General features: G+C 70.5%; 17 protein-coding genes. 10 read left to right on the top strand and 7 right to left on the bottom strand.

Annotated features, from left to right (window positions below):
• Positions 1–14: 14 nt before the first annotated feature.
• Together ACZ6TB_RS25315 and ACZ6TB_RS25310 are read right to left on the bottom strand one after the other, a co-directional pair.
• On the bottom strand, positions 15–1,295 hold the full coding sequence (locus ACZ6TB_RS25315; RefSeq protein WP_465557628.1) for a HAMP domain-containing protein: 1,281 nt from the start codon (positions 1,293–1,295) through the stop codon (positions 15–17).
• Positions 1,292–1,978, bottom strand: coding sequence for a response regulator transcription factor (locus tag ACZ6TB_RS25310; protein ID WP_465557626.1), 687 nt, complete (start codon positions 1,976–1,978; stop codon positions 1,292–1,294). Before ACZ6TB_RS25310 ends, ACZ6TB_RS25315 begins: the two co-directional genes overlap by 4 nt.
• Positions 1,979–2,029: 51 nt before the next feature.
• Here ACZ6TB_RS25310 and ACZ6TB_RS25305 point away from each other — a divergent pair, with 51 nt between their 5' ends.
• Genes ACZ6TB_RS25305 through ACZ6TB_RS25295 form a run of 3 tightly spaced genes read left to right on the top strand, consistent with a single transcriptional unit; the run spans position 2,030 to position 3,652 of the window.
• On the top strand, positions 2,030–2,608 hold the full coding sequence (locus tag ACZ6TB_RS25305) for a DNA mismatch repair protein MutL (protein ID WP_465557624.1): 579 nt from the start codon (positions 2,030–2,032) through the stop codon (positions 2,606–2,608).
• 52 nt (positions 2,609–2,660) lie between these two features.
• Positions 2,661–3,080 carry a phage holin family protein gene (locus tag ACZ6TB_RS25300; protein WP_465557622.1) on the top strand — a complete coding sequence of 140 codons (420 nt, stop codon included), beginning with the start codon at positions 2,661–2,663 and terminating at the stop codon, positions 3,078–3,080.
• A complete protein-coding gene (locus ACZ6TB_RS25295; RefSeq protein ID WP_465557620.1) occupies positions 3,077–3,652 on the top strand; it encodes a DUF3618 domain-containing protein in 576 nt (191 codons plus the stop codon). Before ACZ6TB_RS25300 ends, ACZ6TB_RS25295 begins: the two co-directional genes overlap by 4 nt.
• A 49-nt stretch (positions 3,653–3,701) precedes the next feature.
• Here ACZ6TB_RS25295 and ACZ6TB_RS25290 read toward each other — a convergent pair whose 3' ends face one another.
• Positions 3,702–4,847 (bottom strand): acyltransferase family protein, encoded by a 1,146-nt coding sequence (locus tag ACZ6TB_RS25290; RefSeq protein WP_465557619.1) that lies wholly within the window; start codon positions 4,845–4,847, stop codon positions 3,702–3,704.
• 130 nt (positions 4,848–4,977) lie between these two features.
• Here ACZ6TB_RS25290 and ACZ6TB_RS25285 point away from each other — a divergent pair, with 130 nt between their 5' ends.
• The 4 genes from ACZ6TB_RS25285 to ACZ6TB_RS25270 are packed head-to-tail and all read left to right on the top strand — an operon-like array spanning position 4,978 to position 12,678.
• The gene (locus tag ACZ6TB_RS25285) at positions 4,978–5,580 is read left to right on the top strand and encodes a hypothetical protein (RefSeq protein ID WP_465557617.1); all 603 of its coding nucleotides are present in this window, start codon (positions 4,978–4,980) and stop codon (positions 5,578–5,580) included.
• Positions 5,580–7,493, top strand: coding sequence for a flotillin family protein (locus ACZ6TB_RS25280; protein WP_465557616.1), 1,914 nt, complete (start codon positions 5,580–5,582; stop codon positions 7,491–7,493). The genes ACZ6TB_RS25285 and ACZ6TB_RS25280 overlap by 1 nt, the downstream gene beginning before the upstream one ends.
• Positions 7,490–12,319 carry a DNA repair ATPase gene (locus tag ACZ6TB_RS25275; RefSeq protein ID WP_465557614.1) on the top strand — a complete coding sequence of 1,610 codons (4,830 nt, stop codon included), beginning with the start codon at positions 7,490–7,492 and terminating at the stop codon, positions 12,317–12,319. Before ACZ6TB_RS25280 ends, ACZ6TB_RS25275 begins: the two co-directional genes overlap by 4 nt.
• A gap of 23 nt (positions 12,320–12,342) precedes the next feature.
• Entirely contained in the window at positions 12,343–12,678 is a 336-nt protein-coding gene (locus ACZ6TB_RS25270) for a cupin domain-containing protein (RefSeq protein ID WP_465557612.1), read from the top strand.
• Here ACZ6TB_RS25270 and ACZ6TB_RS25265 read toward each other — a convergent pair.
• Positions 12,666–13,037, bottom strand: coding sequence for a MerR family transcriptional regulator (locus tag ACZ6TB_RS25265; RefSeq protein ID WP_465557610.1), 372 nt, complete (start codon positions 13,035–13,037; stop codon positions 12,666–12,668). The two genes, ACZ6TB_RS25270 and ACZ6TB_RS25265, sit on opposite strands and share 13 nt — an antisense overlap.
• A gap of 58 nt (positions 13,038–13,095) precedes the next feature.
• Between ACZ6TB_RS25265 and ACZ6TB_RS25260 the strand changes: the two genes are divergently transcribed.
• Positions 13,096–13,788 carry an SDR family oxidoreductase gene (locus ACZ6TB_RS25260; RefSeq protein ID WP_465557608.1) on the top strand — a complete coding sequence of 231 codons (693 nt, stop codon included), beginning with the start codon at positions 13,096–13,098 and terminating at the stop codon, positions 13,786–13,788.
• Here ACZ6TB_RS25260 and ACZ6TB_RS25255 read toward each other — a convergent pair.
• Positions 13,779–15,701: a discoidin domain-containing protein gene (locus tag ACZ6TB_RS25255; RefSeq protein WP_465557606.1), complete on the bottom strand. Its 1,923-nt coding sequence runs from the start codon at positions 15,699–15,701 to the stop codon at positions 13,779–13,781. The genes ACZ6TB_RS25260 and ACZ6TB_RS25255 overlap by 10 nt on opposite strands.
• Positions 15,702–15,804: 103 nt before the next feature.
• Between ACZ6TB_RS25255 and ACZ6TB_RS25250 the strand changes: the two genes are divergently transcribed.
• Positions 15,805–16,803, top strand: a complete 999-nt coding sequence (locus ACZ6TB_RS25250; protein WP_465557604.1) for a LacI family DNA-binding transcriptional regulator — start codon at positions 15,805–15,807, stop codon at positions 16,801–16,803.
• A 1,108-nt stretch (positions 16,804–17,911) separates the two neighbouring features.
• On the top strand, positions 17,912–19,177 hold the full coding sequence (locus ACZ6TB_RS25245) for a ThuA domain-containing protein (RefSeq protein ID WP_465557602.1): 1,266 nt from the start codon (positions 17,912–17,914) through the stop codon (positions 19,175–19,177).
• 72 nt (positions 19,178–19,249) lie between these two features.
• Here the strand turns inward: ACZ6TB_RS25245 and ACZ6TB_RS25240 are convergent, their stop codons facing one another.
• Both ACZ6TB_RS25240 and ACZ6TB_RS25235 read right to left on the bottom strand, forming a co-directional pair.
• Complete coding sequence (locus ACZ6TB_RS25240) at positions 19,250–19,591, bottom strand: hypothetical protein (protein ID WP_465557601.1); 342 nt, start codon at positions 19,589–19,591, stop codon at positions 19,250–19,252.
• Positions 19,592–19,688: 97 nt separating this feature from the next.
• Positions 19,689–20,561, bottom strand: a complete 873-nt coding sequence (locus tag ACZ6TB_RS25235; protein ID WP_465557599.1) for a hypothetical protein — start codon at positions 20,559–20,561, stop codon at positions 19,689–19,691.
• Positions 20,562–20,591 lie beyond the last annotated feature (30 nt).

Raw genomic sequence — 20,591 nt, 5'->3', positions numbered from 1 at the left:
GAACCCGGAAGGGATCATGAAACCAGCGACGAAGTGCCGAACAGGATGCCGACGCGGGCGCCGCCGAGAGGGCTGCGGGAGATCACCATCTGCCCGGACGAGGTCAGCGCGGCCCGGTGCACGATGTCGAGGCCGAGGCCGGTCGAGCCGGCGCCGCTGACCCCGCGCTGCACGGCCCGGGCCGGATCGGCGATGCCGGGGCCGGCGTCGTCGACCAGCAGGCCGTCCGGCGAGATCGAGACCCGGAACGCCGTGCGCTCCGGAGTGTGCGAGAAGACGTTGCCGAGCATCGCGTCGACCACCAGGATCAGCTCGCCGCGCGGCACCGGCAGCATCACCGGCACCTCCCCGCCGACCACCTCCCACGGCCGTTCCTGGTCCTCGGCCAGCACCGACCAGAACGCCAGCCGGTCGGCGAGCACCTCGACCAGGTCGGTGCGCTCCAGCCCGCGGGCCTCGACGCCGAGCCGGGCCCCCGTGATGATCGCCTCGAGCTCCTCGTCGAGCAGGTCACAGGCCTGCCGCATGCGATCGGCCACCGGACCGGGCGGCATCGCCTCGGCATCGAGGCGCAGGGCGGTCAGCGGCGTACGCAATCGGTGGGAAAGGTCGGCGGCCAGCTCGCGCTCCTTGTCGAGAAGGCTGCGCAGGTCGTCGGCCATGGTGTTGAACGCGTTCGCGGCGTCGCGCAGCTCGCGCGGACCGGCCGGCTCGACCCGGGTGGCCAGATCGCCCGAGCCCAGCCGCCGGGTCGAGTTGGCCAGCTGCCGGGTCGCCCGCACGAGCTGGCCGCCGAGCCGGTCGGCGAGCAGCGTCGAGCCCGCGACCAGCACGAGCGCCAGACCGCCGAGGATGAACCAGGCGGAGTACACCCCGCGGCGCATCTCGGCGGCGGGCACGTAGACCTCGACCACCACGGTGCGCCCGTCGGTGAGGACGGTGGGCTGGAGGTAGGCGACGCCGCCGGGCGCGGGCGCCAGCACGGACCTGCGGTCCTGCGCGGCGAGGGAGATCTGGGCGGCGGCGGTGTGCGCGACGCCGATCGGGGAGACATCCGGCAGATGTACGGCGAGACGCCCCGCACTGCCCGCGGTGGTGCTCGCCACCGCGTTCGTCAGCAGCGTCGGGTCGGCATCCACGCCGAGCACCGTGACCAGCGACGTCGCCTGCTGCCGCGCGTCGCTGATGGCCCGGTCGTGGGCGATCTGCCGGGTCGCCACCGCCAGCGGCACCAGGAAGGCGAGCGCGACCATCGAGGTGATCGCCAGCGCCAGCCGATTGAGGGCCCATCTCATCGGGGATCGACCATCATCACGCCGACACCGCGGACGGTGTGCAGGAACCGGGGCTGGGCGGCGGTCTCACCGAGCTTGCGACGCAGCCACGAGATGTGCACGTCGATGGTCTGCTCCTCGCCGATCCGGGCCTGGTTCCACACCTCGTTCATCAGCTCCCGCCGGCTGATCACCTGACCGACCCGCTCGGCCAGGTAGGCCAGCACGTCGAACTCGCGCCGGGTCAGCTGCAGCGCCTGCCCGCTCAGCTCGGCCCGCCGCTGCCGCGGGTGGATCACCAGCTCGCCGACGACGATCTCCTGCTGGGGCTGTTCGGGGGCGGTGCGGGCGCGGCGGAGCACGGCGGCGATCCGGGCCAGGATGTGCCCGCCCGAGAACGGCTTGGTCACGTAGTCGTCGGCGCCGGCGCTGAGCAGGTTGATGATGTCGGCCTCGGAGCGGCGGGCGGTCGCGACGATCACCGGTACGTCGGAGACCGAGCGCATCATCCGCAGGGCGTCGGTGCCGTCGATGTCGGGCAGCCCGAGGTCGAGGATGACCAGGTCGGGCCGCTCCTCGGTGACGATCTTCAGGGCCTCGGCCGCCCGGCCGACCGGCCGCACGACGTGCCCGGCATCGGTCAAGGCCCGGGAGAGCGCGGCCGTGATGATGCGGTCGTCCTCGACCAGCAGGATCAACGCCATGCGGGGAAGCATAGGGGCAGATGAGACCATGGCCGCGTGGGATCTTCGCGGGTGACTCCGATCGCGGGCTGGGCGGCCGCCACGGCGACCAGCATCGTGCTGGCCAGCGCCGCGATCCTGCCGGTGCTGCGCACGAGCGAGCCGCAGGACAGCGCGCTCGCCCAGCTGCCGGCCGCCGCGACCAGCTTCCCGGCGCCGCTGCCGAGCGTCCCGCGGGTGTCGGAAGCGCCCGAGTTCCCGGACGCCTCGCCGACCAGCCGCCGCCCGCGGACCACGGCTCCGGCCACCACCAAGCCGACGACCGCCGCGGGCACGAACCCGCCGGCCAAGGCCACCACGCCGCCGACGACGACCGAGGACGGCTGGACCGTCACCACGGCGTCCGACGGTCTGCGCACGTACGTGCGCTCGTTCCAGGTCGAGGGCGGGCAGGCGGTGATCAGGATGACCTCCGATGGGGTGGTCGCGCTGGTCACGGCGACGCCCGCGGACGGGTGGGCGGTGGAGAAGGTCCAGGACGCCCCGGACAACATGGCCGTCTATTTCAACGAGACGAACCACAGCTTCATCATTCACGCGACATGGTGGGACGACCGCCCGTTCGCCGAGGTGAGCGAGATCGGCCAGTAGCCCCGACCAGGTAATTCGCGCCGTCGGCCGATTACCTCCGTCCTCGCCGGGTATGTCCCCCTGGCGAAGGAGGCACGGCATGACTCAGAGCACGGCGGAACTGGTCAAGGAGATCTCCGAGGAGGTTTCCACCCTCGTCCGGGACGAGCTGGCGCTCGCGCGGATCGAGATGGTCGAGAAGGGCAAGCGGGCCGGGATCGGCGCCGGGCTGTTCGGCGCGGCCGGGGTGCTCGCCCTCTACGGCGTGGGCGCGCTTCTGGTGACGGTGGGCGCCCTTCTCGCGCTGGCGATGCCGGTCTGGGCGGCCGCACTGATCGTGACCGTGGCGGTGTTCGCGGTCGCCGGCGTGGCGGCACTGATCGGGAAGAAGCAGGTCAGCGCCGCGATGCCGCCCGAGCCGGAGGCCGCGATGGCCAGCGGCCGGCGCGACGTCGAGGCGGTCAAGCACGCAATTCAGGAGGGACGTTCATGAGCGGGGACGACAGGTCGGCCGAGGAGATCAAGGCGGAGATCGCCGTGACTCGCGAGGAACTGGGCCGTTCGGCCGCCGCGCTGGCCGAGAAGGCCGACGTCAAGGCCCAGCTGAAGCAGACCGTGGCGAAGAAGACGGCCCAGGCCCGGGAGTCGACGGCGGAGATCAAGCAGGCCACGACCGACAAGGCGGCCCAGGTCAAAGACGCCACGGCCGAGAAGGCGGCCCAGGTCAAGGACGCCGCGGTGGAGAAGGCCGCCCTGGTCAAGGACGTCACGGTCGAGAAGGCGGCCCAGGCCAAAGCGGCCGTGGCCGAGAAGGCCGCGCAGGTGGGCGGGTCGGAGAAGACCGCACACATGCAGCAGGCGACGGCCGAGGCCACCACGCGGGCGGCCGGGATGGCGGCCGACGCGGGCGACCGGATCGCCGAGGTCGCGCACCACGCCCGGCACCAGCTCACCGACCGCGACCCGGTGACCGGCGCACGCCGGCCGATCCCGATGGTCGTGGTCGGCGCGGCCGCGCTCGGCATCGCCGCCCTGGTGGCGGCCGTGCTGCGCAGGCGGCGGTAGGGCCGGAACGTGAGGGCGCCGAGCGCGCCCTCACGGCGCGGCCTCGACGTCAGGTTCGCGCGCAGTGCGCCACCGCGAGCGGCGCCACGATCAGCACCGCCGCCAGGGCCGCGGTCAGCACCGGCCGCCGGAACCCGCGGCCGCGCCGGATCGGGTTCTCCACCAGCGCGTACGTGCACATCGCCAGCACCACCGCGAGCAGCACCAACCCGGCCCGGACCGGGCCCGGCAGCGGGCCGTAGGCCTGCTCGCCGATCATCAGCAGCGGCCAGTGCCAGAGGCACAGCGAGAACGAGATGCGGCCGAGCCACCGCAGCGGCGCCCATCCCAGCACCGCGTCGCCCCGGCCGGCCAGCACCAGCATCGTGGCGCCGACCGGCAGCAGCGCGGCGTGGCCGGGGATGGGCGTGCCGTCGTTGAAGGTGAGCGCCGCGATCACGATCCCGGCCAGGCCCACGCCGGCCATGGCGGCCGCCGGTCCGGCCGGGATCCGGCGCAGGCGGTCGGCCACCAGCGCGAGCAGACAGCCGGCGCCCAGCTCCCAGCCCCGCGTGGCCGGGGAGAAATAGGACCCCGCGGCGTCGGCCCGCCATATCGAGCAGGCCAGCGACGCGGCCACGGCCAGACCGAGCACGGCCGGGGTGGCGTGCCGCAGGCCGAGCCAGATCAGCAGGGCCACCAGCGCCGGCCACAGGAAATAGAACTGCGCCTCGACCGCGAGCGACCAGAAATGCTGGAGCGGCGAGGGCGCGGCCGGCGACTCCAGGTAGTCGACGCCCTGAGCGGCGAAGTTGAAGTTGGAAGCGAACAGCGCGGCCCACCGGCCGTCCGAGGCGATCTCGTCGCCGCGGAGAGAACCGAGCCAGTGGTAGCCGGCCAGGATCACGCTGACCAGCACGACGCTCGACGCGGGCAGGATGCGCCGGGCGCGGCAGCCGTAGAAACGCAGCAGCGAGAGGCCGCCGGTGGTGGCGACCTCGCGCATCATCAGGGAGGTGATCAGGAATCCGGAGATGACGAAGAAGACGTCGACGCCGATGTAGCCGCCCCCGACGCCGGGCACGCCGGCGTGGAACAGGACGACGGCGGCGATCGCGACGGCGCGCAGCCCCTCGATGTCCGGGCGGAACTCGAGGGACGGCCCGGCCGCGCGAATCGCGGCCGGGTGACGTACCTGTGTTCTCGTCTCGGTCATCTCCGAAACGACGTTAGCGACACAAACATCCCTAAACCGGGCACCAGGCCGACTTCGACGCGTTCGGCGGGCCTTTTCCGGAAGTTCGGCACGAACGGCGGATTCGTGTTAGTTGACCACGCCTGTCACCATGACGTCGGTCAAAACGAAACGGGGGCGGCACCGGGCGATGGGCGGATTTGTCGACGCTGCGCTCAGCTTTCCCGCCGTTCTTTTCACTCCCCTTCTCATCATCGTGGTCGCCTTCTGGGCGGTGGTGATCGCCGGTGGCGCCGATCCGGACGCGGACGGCAGCGGCGATCTGCTGTCCTTCGCCGGGCTGGGTGGCGTCCCGGTCTCGATCCCGCTCTCGCTGCTGGTGGTGCTCGCCTGGTTCGGCAGCCTCGCCGGCGGCGTGTTCCTGCCCGGCTGGATCGCGCTGACCGGCGCGATCGTGCTGGCCTGGCTGCTCACCCGGGGCGCCGTCGTCCTCATCGGACGGTTGCGGCCGGACGGCCCGGAAAGCCGCGCCGACTTCCTCGGGCGAACCTGCGTCATCCGCACCGGCCGCGTCACCCGCACCTTCGGTCAGGCCGAGGTGCGGGCCGAGGACGGCGCCTCCGCCATCGTCCAGGTCCGCCAGGCCGGCGACGACGACCTGCACGCCGGCACCATCGCACTGCTTTACGACTTCGACCCCGAAGGCGAATTCTTCTGGGTCGTTCCCGCCGACATAGCCACGAAGGACAATTGATGGACGTAATCTCCACCGGTTTGGGCATCTTGGTTGCCGTCGTCGTTCTCATCGCCCTCGGCGCGGTGTTCTTTCTCAGCCGCATGTTCCGCAAAGTCGAGCAGGGCAAGGCGCTGATCATCTCCAAGGTCCGCCGCGTGGACGTCACCTTCACCGGCGCCGTGGTGCTGCCCGTGCTGCACAAGGCCGAGATCATGGACATCTCGGTGAAGACCATCGAGATCGCGCGGACCGGTCGTGAGGGCCTGATCTGCCGCGACAACATCCGGGCCGACATCCGGATCACGTTCTTCGTGCGGGTCAACAAGACCGTGGAAGACGTGATCAAGGTGGCCCAGGCGATCGGCACGGCCCGGGCCAGCAACGAGATCACGCTGCAGGAGCTGTTCAGCGCGAAGTTCTCGGAGGCGCTCAAGACGGTCGGCAAGCAGCTCGACTTCGTCGACCTCTACACGAAGAGGCACGACTTCCGCGACCAGATCATCGAGGTCATCGGCACCGACCTCAACGGATACAGCCTCGAGGACGCGGCGATCGACTTCCTCGAGCAGACCCCGCTGATGTCGCTGGACTCCAAGAACATCCTGGACGCGCAGGGCATCCGGAAGATCACCGAGCTCACCGCGATCGAGTCGGTCAAGACCAACGACTTCCGGCGCAACGAGGAGAAGGAGATCACCCGGCAGAACGTGGAGGCCAAGGAGGCCATCCTCGAGCTGCAACGCCGGCAGTCGGACGCCGAGATCAAGCAGCGCCGCGAGATCGAGACGATGCGGGCCCGCGAGGAGGCCGAGATCGCCCTCGCGCACGCCGAGGAACTGCTGCGGTCCGAGGGCGCGAAGCTCAAGACCGAGCAGCAGCTGGGCGTGCAGCAGGAGAACAAGGCCCGCGAGATCGCGGTGGCCGAGAAGAACCGCGAGCGGGTCATCGCGATCGAGACCGAGCGGATCGAGAAGGACCGGATGCTCGAGGTCATCGCCCGCCAGCGCGAGACCGAGCTGACCACGATCGCCAAGAACAAGGAGGTCGAGGCCGAGAAGCGCGCGATCGCCGAGGTGATCCGGGAGCGCATCGCGGTCGAGAAGACGGTCGCCGAGCAGGAGGAGAACATCAAGCGCCTGCGGGTGGTCGAGGAGGCCGAGCGCACCCGCCAGGCCGTGATCATCAACGCCGAGGCCGAGGCGCAGGAGGCCCTGGTCAAGGACATCAAGGCGGCCGAGGCGGCCGAGACGGCGGCGAAGTTCAAGGCCCGCGAGGAGCTGCTCCTGGCCGAGGCCCGGCAGCAGACCGCCGAGCTCGACGCCCGCGCCAAGATCCGGCTGGCCGAGGGCCTGCAGGCCGAGGCGGCCGCGGCCGGCCTCGCCGACGTGCAGGTGCGCGAGCGCAACGCCGAGGTGGTCGAGAAGACCGGCAAGGCCGAGAACGTGGTGGCCCGCGAGAAGGCGATGATCGCGGCCGACTCGATCAAGGCGAAGCTGCTGGCCGAGGCCGAGGGCCTGCAGGACAAGGCGGGCGCGATGGCGGCGCTCGACGACGCCACCCGCTCGCACGAGGAGTACCGCCTGCGGCTCGAGGCGGAGAAGGAGATCCGGCTCGCCGGCATCAACGTGCACAAGGAGATCGCCGAGGCGCAGGCCATGGTCATCGCGGCCGGCCTCGAGAAGGCCGACATCGACATCGTCGGCGGCGACTCGGTCTTCTTCGACAAGCTGGTCGGCTCGATCACGCTGGGCAAGAGCGTCGACGGCTTCGTCGAGCACTCGAACGTGGCCCAGGCGCTCGGCGCCCGCTATCTCGACGGCGAGGGTGACCTGGTCGGCGATCTGACCAAGACGCTGGCCGGAATGAGCACCGAGGACGTGGCCAACGTCAGCGTCGCCGCCCTGCTGGCCAAGCAGAATCACGCCAAGTGACCGATTTTCCGGGGGCTGAGCCCCATCTCGACGCGGGCACCTACGAGGTCCTGGGCGCCCGGCTGGGCGCGCAGGCCAAGGACCTGGCCGCCCGCGCGGAGGCGCTGAACGACAAGCGGGTGGAGACGTTCGGCGGCCGGCCGATGACGCTGACCGGCACCGAGCGGATCCGCACCGAGAACAACTGCGTGCCGCGGGACATCGCGCACGTCGGCGGCGCGATGCTGTTCGGCTACAACGTCTTCATCGGGCTCAAGGCCGAGACGTCGATCGCCGACGTCTTCGCGGTCCACGACTTCGAGAACGGCGCGTTTCACGAGCAGGCGGTAACAGGCCTCCTCGACGACCCGCAGTTCCAGCGGGACTTCGCCGAGCTGTACCGCTACTACAAGGAGACAAAGCTTCTCCAGCTGCGCCGGCTGGAGGGGCTGCTGCTCGCGGTGTTCCAGACCGGGGCGCGCGGCGACGACGTCAAGGTGCTGCGCTGGCGGGTGACGGCCGACGGCACGGTGTCCTATCTCGACAACCGGGGCGAACGGGACCACGTCTTCCCGCCGGCCCACGACTTCGAGTGGACGCCGACCACCCGCGACCACCACGTGCAGGGGCGGCACCCGCACGTCTCGATCGAGGACGCGGTCTTCGTCGAGACGGTCGGCGGCGATCTCACGATCAAGGTCGAGAACAACACCGAGAACGGCGAGGGCATCTACGCCGAGCCGGTGGCCGAGCCCCTGCAGAGCCTGGCCGACGCGGAGATCGCGTACGCCCGCATCGGGCCCTTGATCTTGCTTCGGGTCCTGCCCTACAAGGAGACGCAGCGCCGCTACCTGGTCTTCAACACGCGGACCCGGGATGTGCGCCGGCTCGACGGCATCGGGCAGGCCTGCCAGCGGCTGCCCGAGGACCAGGGGATCATCTTCCCGGGCGGCTACTACCTGGCGACCGGCGTGGCCAAGACGTTCGACGCGGACACCGGCGACCTCGAGTTCGAGCGGGTGATCCGGTCGGTCAACGGCGAGGACGTGCTCTACGTCTTCCACGCGCGGGAGGCCGGGCGCTACCTGCTGCTGCCCTACAACGTGATCCGCAAGGAGGTCGCGACGCCGATCACGTGCCACGGCTGGTCGCTGTTCGACGACGGCACGCTGATCGCGTTCCGGCACGACGGCGACGAGCCGAGCCGGGTGCACCCGATGCAGATCTGGCAGACGCCGTACGTGTCGGACACGTTCGCCGCCGCGCAGCCGACCGGCGCCGGGCCGCTCGAGCGCATCGGCAACGCCGACCTCGTGCGCGGCATCGCCGATGCGCTCTCGGTGGCCCGGATGGTGGACGAGATGTCCCCCTCGGGCGCGGTGTTCGAGGCGATCATCGCGGCCTGCGGACGGCTCTTCGACCACTACTTCTGGCTCGGCGAGAACGAACTGGAAGACCTGGCCACGCCCGTACGCGAGGTCCGCGCGACGGCCGAGCAGGTGCTCGACGAGTTCGAGTCGGTGCAGCAGCTCACCGCCCAGGCCGCGACCGCCGTCGCCGTCGCCGAGGAGCAGGCCGCCGCGCTCATCCGGCGGGCCCAGGCCGAGGCCCCGACCGCGACCGATGGCTGGATCACGCTGCTCGCCGAGCTGCGCGGGCAGCAGGGCCACGCCGTCACGCTGCGCGAGATGCGCTACGCCGACCTGGCCCGGCTCGACGCTCTCACCGCGGCCCTCGCCGGCGAGGTCGACGCCACCGCGCGCCGGGCCGTCGAGTTCCTGCGCCGCGAGGACGCGTTCGCCGGTTACCAGCAGGCCGTTTCCGATCTGGCCGCCTCGGCCGCCGCGATCGAGACGGTCGCCGCCGCCGAACCGGTGACGGCCCGGCTGAACGAGCAGGCCGACGGCCTGCAAGTGGTGATCGACGTGGTCGGCGGCCTCGACATCGCCGACGCCACCGTGCGGGTCGCCATCCTCGAGCGCATCGGCGAGGTGCTCGGCGGCATCAACCGGGCCCGGGCCACGCTCGACGGCCGCCGCCGCGCGCTGGCCGAGTCCGAGGGCCGGGCCGCGTTCGCGGCCGAGTTCGCGCTGCTCGGCCAGGCGATCACGGCGGGGCTGGCGGCGGCCGACTCGCCGGCCCGGTGCGACGAGCAGTCGGCGAATCTCATGCTGCAGGTCGAGGCGCTCGAGTCGCGCTTCGGCGATTTCGACGACTTCGTCGACCAGCTCGCCATCAAACGCACCGACCTCTACGAGGCGTTCGCCGGGCGGCGCCAGGCGCTGCTCGACGAGCGGGCCCGGCGGGCCGAGCGGCTGGTGGCGTCGGCCCAGCGCACGCTGACGAGCGTCCAGCGGCGGGTGGCATCGCTGTCCACGCTGGACGAGGTCAACACGTACTTCGCGACCGACCCGATGGTGGGCAAGCTGCGGTCGGTCGCCGACGAGCTGCGAGGGCTCGGCGACACCGTACGCGCGGAGGAGCTGGACGGCCGGGTCAAGGCGGCCCGGCAGGAGGCCGGGCGGGCCCTGCGCGACCGGCTCGACCTCTACGGCGACGGCGGCCGCACGATCCGGCTCGGCCGGCACACGTTCGCGGTGAACACCCAGCCCATCGATCTGACCCTGGTGCCGGACGGGGCCGAGCTGGCCTTCACGATCACCGGCACCGACTATCGCGCGCCGATCCGCGATTCGGTTTTCATCGCCGACACTCGCCCGTTCTGGGAGCAGGCGCTCGTCTCCGAGAACCGGGAGATCTACCGGTCCGAGCACCTGGCCGCCGCGATCTTCGAGGCTTCTCCGGCGGGTGCGGCGGCCGCGCTGGCCGATGGTTCACTACGCGATCTCGTACGGCGGGAAGCCGAGTCCCGCATCGACGAGGGCTACGAGCGGGGCGTCCACGACGCCGACGCCGCCCTGATCCTGGCCGCGGTGGTCCGCCTGCACGCGGCGGCCGGCCTGCTGCGTTTTTCGCCCTCGGTGCGGGTCGCCGCCCAGTTGTTCTGGGCCTTCTCCACCACACCCGAACAGCGCGCGGCGTGGACGTTGCGGGCGGGGTCGCTGGCCCGGGCCCGGTCGGTGTTCGGCGCTCCCCGGCTGCTCGACGATCTGGCGGTCGAGTTGTCCGAAGCGGCGGGCTCTCCGGTCGGTGACTATCTCGCCGAGGAACTGGCCACCGGCAATTCCGGATTTATCACGGCGAGTGGGGCGCGAACCTTCCTCGATCGGTTCCACCGGGCCGGGCGCGGCTATCTCGACGACCTCGGTGGCCTGGCCGACGTCGATGCCCGCCGGGCGCTGATCACGGGATGGCTGAGCGCGTTCCGGGCCGCCAACCCGGAGAGCGGCACCGAGGACGACCTGACCGAGGCCGTCGCGATCGAGCTGTGCGGCACCCAGCTGACTCGCTACGACTCGGCGGCCGCGCTGACCGAGACCGTCGAGGGGCTGCTCGGCGTCCACCCCCGGATCGACGGCGGCCGGCTCACCGTTCGGCTCGACCGGTTCCTGGCCGCGACCACGGCATTCCGGCAGGTCACGGTCGCGGGCTTCCGTTCGTACCAGCAAAAGCGGACCGCCCTGGCCGCCGCCGAACGCACCCGCCTCCGCCTCGCCGAGTTCGAACCGGCGGTCCTGACCGCCTTCGTCCGGAATCAGCTGCTCGACCAGGTGTACCTGCCGCTGATCGGCGACAACCTGGCCCGGCAGATCGGCGCGACCGGCGACGCCAAGCGCACCGACCAGTCCGGCCTGCTCCTGCTGATCTCGCCGCCCGGCTACGGCAAGACCACGCTGATGGAGTACGTCGCGAACCGCCTCGGCCTGATCTTCGTAAAGGTCAACGGGCCGTCGCTCGGGCACGACGTCACCTCGCTCGACCCGGCCGCCGCGCCGAACGCGACCGCCCGGCAGGAGGTCGAGAAGATCTCGTTCGCCCTCGAGATGGGCAACAACGTGCTGCTCTACCTCGACGACATCCAGCACACGTCGCCCGAGCTGCTGCAGAAGTTCATCTCGCTCTGCGACGCGCAGCGGCAGATGGAGGGCATCTGGGACGGGTCGACGAAGACCTACGACCTGCGGGGCAAGCGGTTCGCGGTGTGCATGGCCGGGAACCCGTACACGGAGAGCGGCCAGCGCTTCCGCATCCCGGACATGCTGGCCAACCGGGCCGACGTCTGGAACCTGGGCGACGTGCTGGCCGGCCGATCCGACCTGTTCGAGCTGTCCTACCTGGAGAACGCGCTCACGTCGAACCCGGTGCTGGCGCCGCTGGCCACCCGCTCGCCCGAGGACCTGCCGCTGCTGGTGCGCCTGGCCGAGGGCGATGAGACGGTGCGACCCGACCGACTGTCGTACGCGTACTCCGCGGCCGAGCTCTCACAGGTGCTCGCGGTGCTGCGGAAGATGCGGCGGGTCCAGCGCGTGGTGCTGCGCAACAACCAGGCGTACATCGCCTCGGCCGGTCAGTCCGACGAGTCGCGCACCGAACCGCCGTTCCGGCTCCAGGGCTCGTACCGGAACATGAACAAGCTCGCCGAGCGGATCGTGCCGGCCATGAACGACGACGAGATCGAGTCCGTGCTCGACGACCACTACCTGGGCGAGGCGCAGACGCTCACCACCGGCGCCGAGGCCAACCTGCTCAAGCTGGCCGAGCTGCGCGGACGGATGACACCCGCGCAGGTGACCCGGTGGGCCGAGGTGAAGGCGGCCTACCTGCGGGCGAAGTCCCTGGGTGGCGACGGGGACGACCCGGTCGCCCGGGCGGTCGGGGCGGTCGGCCTGCTCGCCGATCGGGTGGGTGACGTCTCGTCCGCGATCGGCCGTCTCCGGCAGCCTTGATCATTCCCGGTTATCGTTCGGGCATGGATGGAGTCGAGGTCTTCCGCCTGGCCGACGTCGCGGTCAAGCACACCCCCGCGCAGGCTACGGACGTGGTGTCGGGCGCACCGACGCTCGGCACCACGAGGATCACCGAGCTCGGCGACTCGGGCGTCGAGATCGGCGTCTGGGAGATGTCGGTCGGCGTCGCCCGGGACGTCGAGATCGACGAGGTCTTCCTGGTGCTGGCCGGCGCGGCGATCATCACCGTGGGCGAGGCCTCGGTCGAGGTCGGCCCCGGCGACCTGGTGCGACTGGACGCCGGCACCGAGACCACGTGGGAGGTGACCTCCCCGATCCGCAAGCTCTACGTAGCCTGAATGGTGCAGCCGCTGCGCTCGGGGCTCTCGGTCAACTCGATGATCGCGTCGAGCCGGTCGCGGGTCTCGGTCAGCTCCGCGATCTGCCGGTCGATGCGGTCGCGCTCGGCCGCCAGCCGGCCCCGCGACGCCGGCGTGCTGACCTTCGCGTCGACGCACGGCAGCAGCTCGGCGATCGTGCGGCTGGCCAGGCCGGCCGCGTACAGGCTCTGGATCAGGCGCACCCGGTCGACCGCGGCCTCCCGGTACTGGCGCTGCCCGCTGCCGCTGCGGTCGCTGGCCAGCAGCCCCTGCTCCTCGTAGTAACGCAGGGCCCGGACGCTCACGTCGGACCTGGTGGCGAGCTCGCCGATACGCACTGTGACCTCCGTCGCCATACTTGCCTCTAACGTCAACGTCAGGTTCTAGCGTAGCGGCATGCACATTTCCGGATCGATTGCCCTGGTCACGGGCGCTAACCGCGGTCTCGGCCGCGAGTTCGCCACCCAGCTTCTCGCCCGCGGCGCCACGAAGGTGTACGCCACGGCGCGTCGCCCGTCGCTCGTCGACATCCCGGGCGTGGAGGTGCTGGCGCTCGACGTCACCGACCCCGCCTCGGTGGCGGCGGCCGCCGCGGTTGCCACGGACGTCACCCTGCTGGTCAACAACGCCGGGGTGTCGACCGGCGCCGACCTGGTCGGCGGGGACCTCGAGCTGCTCCGGCGCGAGATGGACACCCATTTCTGGGGAACGCTGCGGATGATCCGGGCCTTCGCGCCCGGGCTCGGCGGCGGCGCGATCCTCAACGTGCTGTCGGCGCTCTCCTGGTTCGCCTATCCGGGCGCGGGCGGATATGCCGCGGCGAAGGCGGCGGCCTGGAACCTCACCAATGGCGTACGCCTGGAGCTCGCGGCCCAGAAGACGCTGGTCACCGGCCTGCACCTGGGCGCCGCCGACACCGACATGATGGCCGGCTACGACGGCCCGAAGACCGCGCCGTCCACGGTGGTGGCCGCCGCTCTGGACGGGATCGAGGAGAACCGGCTCGAGGTCCTGGCCGACGAGTGGAGTGCCCAGGTGAAGGCCTCTCTCGCCGCGGACCCGAGCCGGTTCTACACCTCTCAGCAGTAGGCCCGGACGTCCGCCACCGACCACCAGCTGCCGGACTCGCCGGTCAGCGTGATGCGGACGTACCGGACCGGGTTCCGCGGGTAGCCGGTCGCGAATTGTGCCGCGCCGACCGACCGCACCGGCCCCCAGGTCATGCCGTCGGTCGACGCGGTGATCGTGTAGCCGCGCGGGTAGTCGCCGGTCGAGGCGCCGGTGTCGAAGACGATCCGGCCGATGCGCCGGACCTTCCCGAGATCGACCTGCAGGTACTGGCCGGGCTGCTGGGCGGCGCCGGAGCTGAAGCGGGTGCTGGCGTCGTCGTCGACCGCGTTGGCCGGCACGTCGGTGGCACTCGCCGGGCTCGCGGTGGCGGTCCAGCCGGTGGGCGCGATCGGGCGGTCGTGGTTGTCCTTCTTGCTTCGCCACACGAAGGTCGCGAGCGCGCCGCCGGGCAGCGTGTAGGCGAACTGCTCGTCGCCGAACCGGACGTTCACCGCCTGCGGGTTGTCGTTCTCGTTGTGCGCGAGCAGGACCGTCTCGCCGTTCGGGTTCACGAACGCCACGTCCATGACCTGGCCGTTCCAGCCCGTCGTGCCGAACGAGGTGCTGGCCACGCGGGTCGCTCCCGGTCGGACAAATCGGGTGAGATGCCCGAGTGTGTAGTACTCGGCGTTGTATGTGACGTTGTTGCCCACGGTGATGACGCCCGTGCAGGTGCCGCAGCCACCGGTGTGCGGGCCGTTCGTCTCGTCGAGGGCGAGGTTCCAGTTGACGACCGTCTTCGCCCAGTTCCGGGTGTTGCCGATGATCAGGTTCCGGGCGTGCCACTTGAGCGTGTCCGAGAACGTGTCGGCCGGGTTGCCGGACTGGCTGCCCGAGCACTCGGTGAAGTAGATGTCCTTGCTCGGGAACTCGTCGTGCAGGGCGGTCATCGCGCTCGGGTCGCCGGAGTAGCAGTGGTACGCGGTGCCGTCGACCCAGCGGGCGGCCGGCGAGGCGAGCAGTTCCTGCGGGTAGTGATTGATGTCGGCGGTCTCGTCCGGCGGCGTGTTGGCGGCATCGTTCGGATGCTCGGTCCAGTTGTGGTCGTACCCGAGAATCTTGGTGTTGAGGTGCTCACTCCGCAGCATCGGGCCGAGCTGCTCGATCACCTTGGCGGCCTGCCAGGACGGCAGATCCATTCCCGGGTAACCGGATGGCGCCCGGTTCTGGGGCTCGTTCTGCAGCGAGAGGTAGTCGACGCGTACGCCCTCCGATTGATATGCCTTGATGAACTTCACCAGATAGGCGGCGTACGACCGGTAGATCGCCGAAGTGTCGATCAGGCGGCCGCCGACGAGGGAGTCGTTCGTCTTCATCCACGCGGGCGGCGACCAGGGCGTGCCCATGACCTTGACCTCGGGGTTGAGGCGCTTGGCCTGGCGAAGCAGCGGCAGGATCTGGGCGCGGTCGTGCGCGACGCTGAAGTGGCGCAGTCCGTAGTCGGTCTGCCCGGCCGGGACGTCGTCATAGGTGTAGGCCGGCTCGTCGGTGAAGTCGGAGGCGCCGATCGGCTGGCGGAGGAAGTTGAGGCGATCCTCCTGGAAGATCGCTTTCATCGCCGCGTCGCGGGCCTGCGGGTCGAGCCGATAGAGCACCGCCGCCGAGGAGTCGGTGATGGACGCCCCCGCCCCCACCATCTCCTGATATTTCCGGTTTTGGTCGATGACGATGGTCGGGGTCGTTCCATCGACGGCGTTCCCCGCCTCAACCGTGCCGGCGTCGGTCATCTTGTACTGACCGTCGGGCGTGGTGAGCCAGACGTGGGCCGCGGTGGGGTGATTTTGGTGCTGCTTTTGCTGTTGCGCCGCCACCGGCTGCTTTTGCTGTTGCGCCGCCACCGGCGTGGCGACCAGGACGAGGGCGGTTAGAGCGGCGGTTCCGAGGCTGGCCATGGGCTCTCTCCCGATGTAACAAGCTGAAACAACCACGAAACGTTTCTGATATCGGTCAGGTAACCACTGACCTGCGCCGCACGTCAATGTCTATGCTGCGGTCATGAAACGTGTGACGGTCCGGGACATTGCCGCCCATGCCGGGGTGTCCATCGCGACGGTCTCGCGGGTCCTCAACGACCAGTCCCATGTCGCCCCCGAGACGCGCGATCTCGTCCAGCGGACAATCTCGCAGCTCGGCGGTTCGGTCTCCTCCCGGCGCCCCTCCCCGCCGGGCGCCATCTTCCTGCGCTGCCCCTACCTTTTGACGGACTATTTCGGACTTATCGTGTCATCGATTGCCGAAACGCTAGATTTGCATGGACGCCAGGTTTTCCTCAATGCGGGCGAGGCCACCCAGGAGCACGACGTCCTCCCCACGCTCGCGTCCCGCCCCGGCATCGCCGGCGCGATCATCGTCCTGCCCCCCGAGCCCGGCGCCGCGTTGCTGTCCCTTCAGGAGGCCGGCTTTCCCTTCGTCGTGGTCGACCCCCGCGAGACCGTCCCCCGCGACATAGCCGCCGTCTCGGCAGCCCACTTCGCCGGCGCCCGCAGTCTCACCAATCACCTGGTAGAGCTCGGCCACCGCCGTATCGGCCTGATCGCCGGCCCCGACAACTGGCTGGCCAGCACCGCCCGCCGAGCCGGCCACGTCTCCGCCCTGGCCGACGCCGGCGTCCTCCCCGACCCGTCGCTGGCCCTACCGGGCGAGCCCACGGTCCGCTTCGGTTACGAGGCCGCCCAGCGCTTGCTCGACTTACCGGACCGCCCCACCGCGTTACTGGGCTTCAACGACAAGGCCGCCTCGGGCGCCCTGGCCGCCGCCGCCCAGCGGGGTCTTCGCGTGCCCGACGATCTCTCGGTGGCCGGCTTCGACGACATAGATTTGGCCCAGGCCACCCGCCCGACGCTGACCACCGTCCGCCAGCCGTTGCAGGAGATGGGCAGGATGGCCGTAAGCCTCCTGCTGCGTTTGCTGAATCGCCACCGCCTGGACGCGTTGCACATCGAGCTGGCCACCGATTTGATAGTCCGCGATTCGACGGGGCCGGCGTCCCGTTAGGACTCCGCCCCGGCTCTGCCCGCCCGTTGTGGACCGCGTCCGCGCGCCGTCCCGCCCCGCTTCTGCACGTGCAGCTCTGCTTACGTCGGCGCGCCACCCGTCAGCCTGTGCAGCGCCCGTCGCAGCACTCGCCCGCGCAGCTCTGCTCACCTCAGCGCGCCACCCGCCACCCGCGCCGCACTCCACCCGCGCCGCACTCCGCTCGCGCAGCTCTGCTCACCCCGGCGCGCCACCCGCCACCCGCGCCGCACTCCACCCGCGCCGCACTCCGCTCGCGCAGCTCTGCTCACCGCGGCGCGCCACCCGCCACCCGCGCCGCACTCCACCCGCGCCGCACTCCACCCGCGCCGCACTCCACCCGCGCAGCTCTGCTCACCTCGGCGCGCCACCCGCCACCCGCGCCGCACTCCGCCCGCGCCGCACTCCACCCGCGCAGCTCTGCTCACCTCGGCGCGCCTTTCGGCCGCCGCTCCACCCGCGGCCCGAGCCGCCCGCTCCGCCTGCCGCCCGCCGGCCATCTTCGGCCCGCGCCACAATGCGAGCGGTCACCCATCGCCGTGCCGTGAGCCACCACATGCGGCCGCCACGCAACGGCCGCCCGGCGCGATCCTTACGGCTCTGCTCACCTCGCGGCCCAACTCACCCCCACCCTCGACTGGGTGGGGCCAAATTAGAGCCCGGGTACGACGCTTCTTTCGAGTTATCCCCACCCACCTGCGCTGCTCACGCAAGCGCGCCCATGCACCCCGGCTCCAAGCTCACGCGACCGCCAACGCCTCCCGGCCCTGCGCGCCTCGCGGCCTAACACACCCCCACCCTCGACTGGGTGGGGCCAGATTAGAGCCCACCTACGACACTTCCCACGAGTTATCCCCAGCCACCCGCCCACGTTCACGCCCCTGTCACAGCGCACCCGGGGCAAGCAGAGCAACGAGCACCAACACCCCCACGGCGCGCACCCCACCCCCAACCCCCAACCCCCACCCCATCCTTCGGAAGTTAGTTTAACTATTAGGGCTCTTAACCTTGTGATACCAGACATCGATGCCTGAGGATGTGAGCCAGCGGCGCCGCTTCCCCTACCGCTCTCATCCCCGAGGTATGGATCGTGGCGAGAAGACTGTTCAGACGCGCCCTCGTGGCGGCAATTTCCCTGCTCACGGCGGTGTCGACCGGGCTGGTCGTGGAAACCGCGGCAGCGGCGGCGGCCACGCCGTTCAAGGTGCTGGCCTTTTACAACGGCACCTGGGACGCGGCGCACATCGACTTCGACAAGGAAGCCAAGGAGTGGTTCCCGAAGGCCGGCGCCCAGTATGGCTTCAGCTGGGAGGCGACCACCGACTGGAGCCGGCTCAGTGCGAGCGGGCTGGCCGGGTACCAGGTGATCATGTTCCTCGACGACGGGCCGCCGGTCGAGCGGCGGGCCGCGTTCCAGCAGTACGTGCAGAACGGCGGCGGGTTCCTCGGGTTCCACGTCAGCGCGTTCACCACCAGCGCCGGCGACTGGAGTTGGTACTACAACACGTTTCTGGGGTCGGGGAACTTCGTCTCCAACACCTGGGGGCCCACGGCCGAGACGCTGAAGATCGAGGACCGCAACCACCCGTCGACCGCGGGACTGCCGGCGACCATCCAGTCATCGGTCAGCGAGTGGTACTCGTGGAGCAACGACCTGCGGCAGAACCCGAACATCGACATCCTGGCCTCGCTCGACCCGTCCACGTTCCCGGTCGGGAGCGACCCGAACCAGCAGTGGCGCAGCGGTTACTACCCGATCATGTGGACGAACAAAAACTACAAGATGTTGTACGCGAACTTCGGTCACAACGGCATGAACTATGACACCAACACGCGTACGTCGTCGACGTTCGCGTCCGCCCAGCAGAACCAGTGGCTGATAAACGGGCTGTTGTGGCTGGGCGGCCAGGGCACGACGACGCCGCCCCCAGCCGATCCGACCTGGAAGCAGCTCGTCAACAAGAACAGCGGCAAGTGCGTGGACGCCAAGGCGGCCGGAACGACCAACGGCACGGTCATCCAGCAATATGCCTGCAACGGCACGAACGCCCAGCAGTACCAGCTCGCCGACGTGGGCAGCGGCTACGTCCGGATCAACAACCGCGGCAACAGCGCCCAGGCCCTCGACGTCACCAACGTGTCCACCGCGGACAATGCGAAGATCCAGACTTGGGCGTACGGCGGGGGCCTGAACCAGCAGTGGCAGTCCGTCTCCGAGGGCGGCGGCTACTACCACCTCGTCAACCGGAACAGCGGCAAGTGCCTGGACGTCCCGGCGGCCAGCACGGCGGACGGCGTTCAGCTCGTCCAGTACGCCTGCAACGGCACCGCCGCCCAGAGCTTCCAACTGCTGTAGGAGCGCAGCGCGGTAAAGCGGTGCGGGTCGATCGGCTCGCCGAACATCGAGCCGATCGACCTGTGCCCCATCTCAGCGGAACTTCTCGAGGCCCACCAGCTCGGCCACGGGCATCAGATCGAGCGCGATCGTTGCCGCCTGATCGGCCTGGATGCGGCGCTGGTAATCGCGGCTGGAGACGGCCACGACGGTCTCGCCGGCGAGGATCCGCCAGCTCCAGGAGGACGCCCCGGCGCGGACCATGACGATGCGCAGCTCGCCGGCGTGCCGCTGGAGCCAGAGCACGGCCGCGTGGCAGGCCTCGACGCTGAGATAGGCGACCGGCGCCCGGCCGAGGTCACGGTTGTTGGTGGCGAGCAGGCGCCAGGTGATGACCGACCGGTGTTGCAGGATGCGAAATCGTGCGGCAGCCACGGAACTCCTCGAGGTGCGCGAGGATCGTCGGTCGCGCGTCCCAGAGAGTGGCGGCCGTCCGTACACGGCCGACGCACAGCGCGTGAACGGCAGGCGGTCAGGAAGCAAAACCCGAAGCGTCGGAGCGGTTCGCGGGCCGCAGCGCCGGAGACGTCCAGAGCTCGGCCGGTCCGGCCATCGCCCACCCGATCAAGCCGGTCAGGGCGAGAGCCAGCATGGCGATCAGATACATCCAGGCGTACGGCGAGGCCCAGTCCACCTCGCCGGCCCAGCGCAGCATCGCCAGGACCGCCGCGCCGCCCGCGACCAGGTAGTTGATCGCGCCCACGCGCTGCCGGTCGGGGTCGCCCTCGCGGATGGCGAGCATCGACCCGATGCCGAAGACCAGCGCCCACGCGCCGAGCGCCGAGACGTCCAACTCGGACACCGGCCACGGCCAGCGCGGCGCCACCTCGACCGGGAACAGCAGCGCGAGCAGGCCGGTCACCGTGCCGATCACGGCGACCACCGCCACCGGCAGCACCGTGAACCAGGCTCGCGGCTCGGCGCGCGGCGACGGGCGGCCGGGCGCCCGCAGCTGGCCGATCAGCAGCACCACGCCCACAACTACGGCCGCCGCGTGCACCAGCAGCCAGCCCCAGGCGTACCCGAACGCCACGATGTCGCCGCCGCCGAGGTGGGTCGCGCCGCGGTGGCGCAGGGTGACGGCGAGCATCAGAAGCATCAGCGACAACGTGTTCACGTACGCGAGGCGTACGTCCACCCATCGCCGCAGCCGCACCGCCGCCGCCAGCATGGCCAGGCCGCCCAGATAGCCCGCGCCCATGGTGGCCGCCGAGGCCGGCGAGCGGAAGTCCCAGGCGAACCGCCAGCCCCCGAGCAGCAGGAGGACCAGCACCTGAAGGCCGGCGCAGGACGCCAGCGGGATCATGAATCCGCCGCGTGCGGAGGGCGTGAGGAGGCGTTCCATCCGGCCACGTTACCGGTGAGTAACGTGGCC

It is taken from the genome of Actinoplanes sp. NPDC051537 (assembly GCF_055586105.1).
This window is presented reverse-complemented; position numbering and strand designations above follow the sequence as displayed.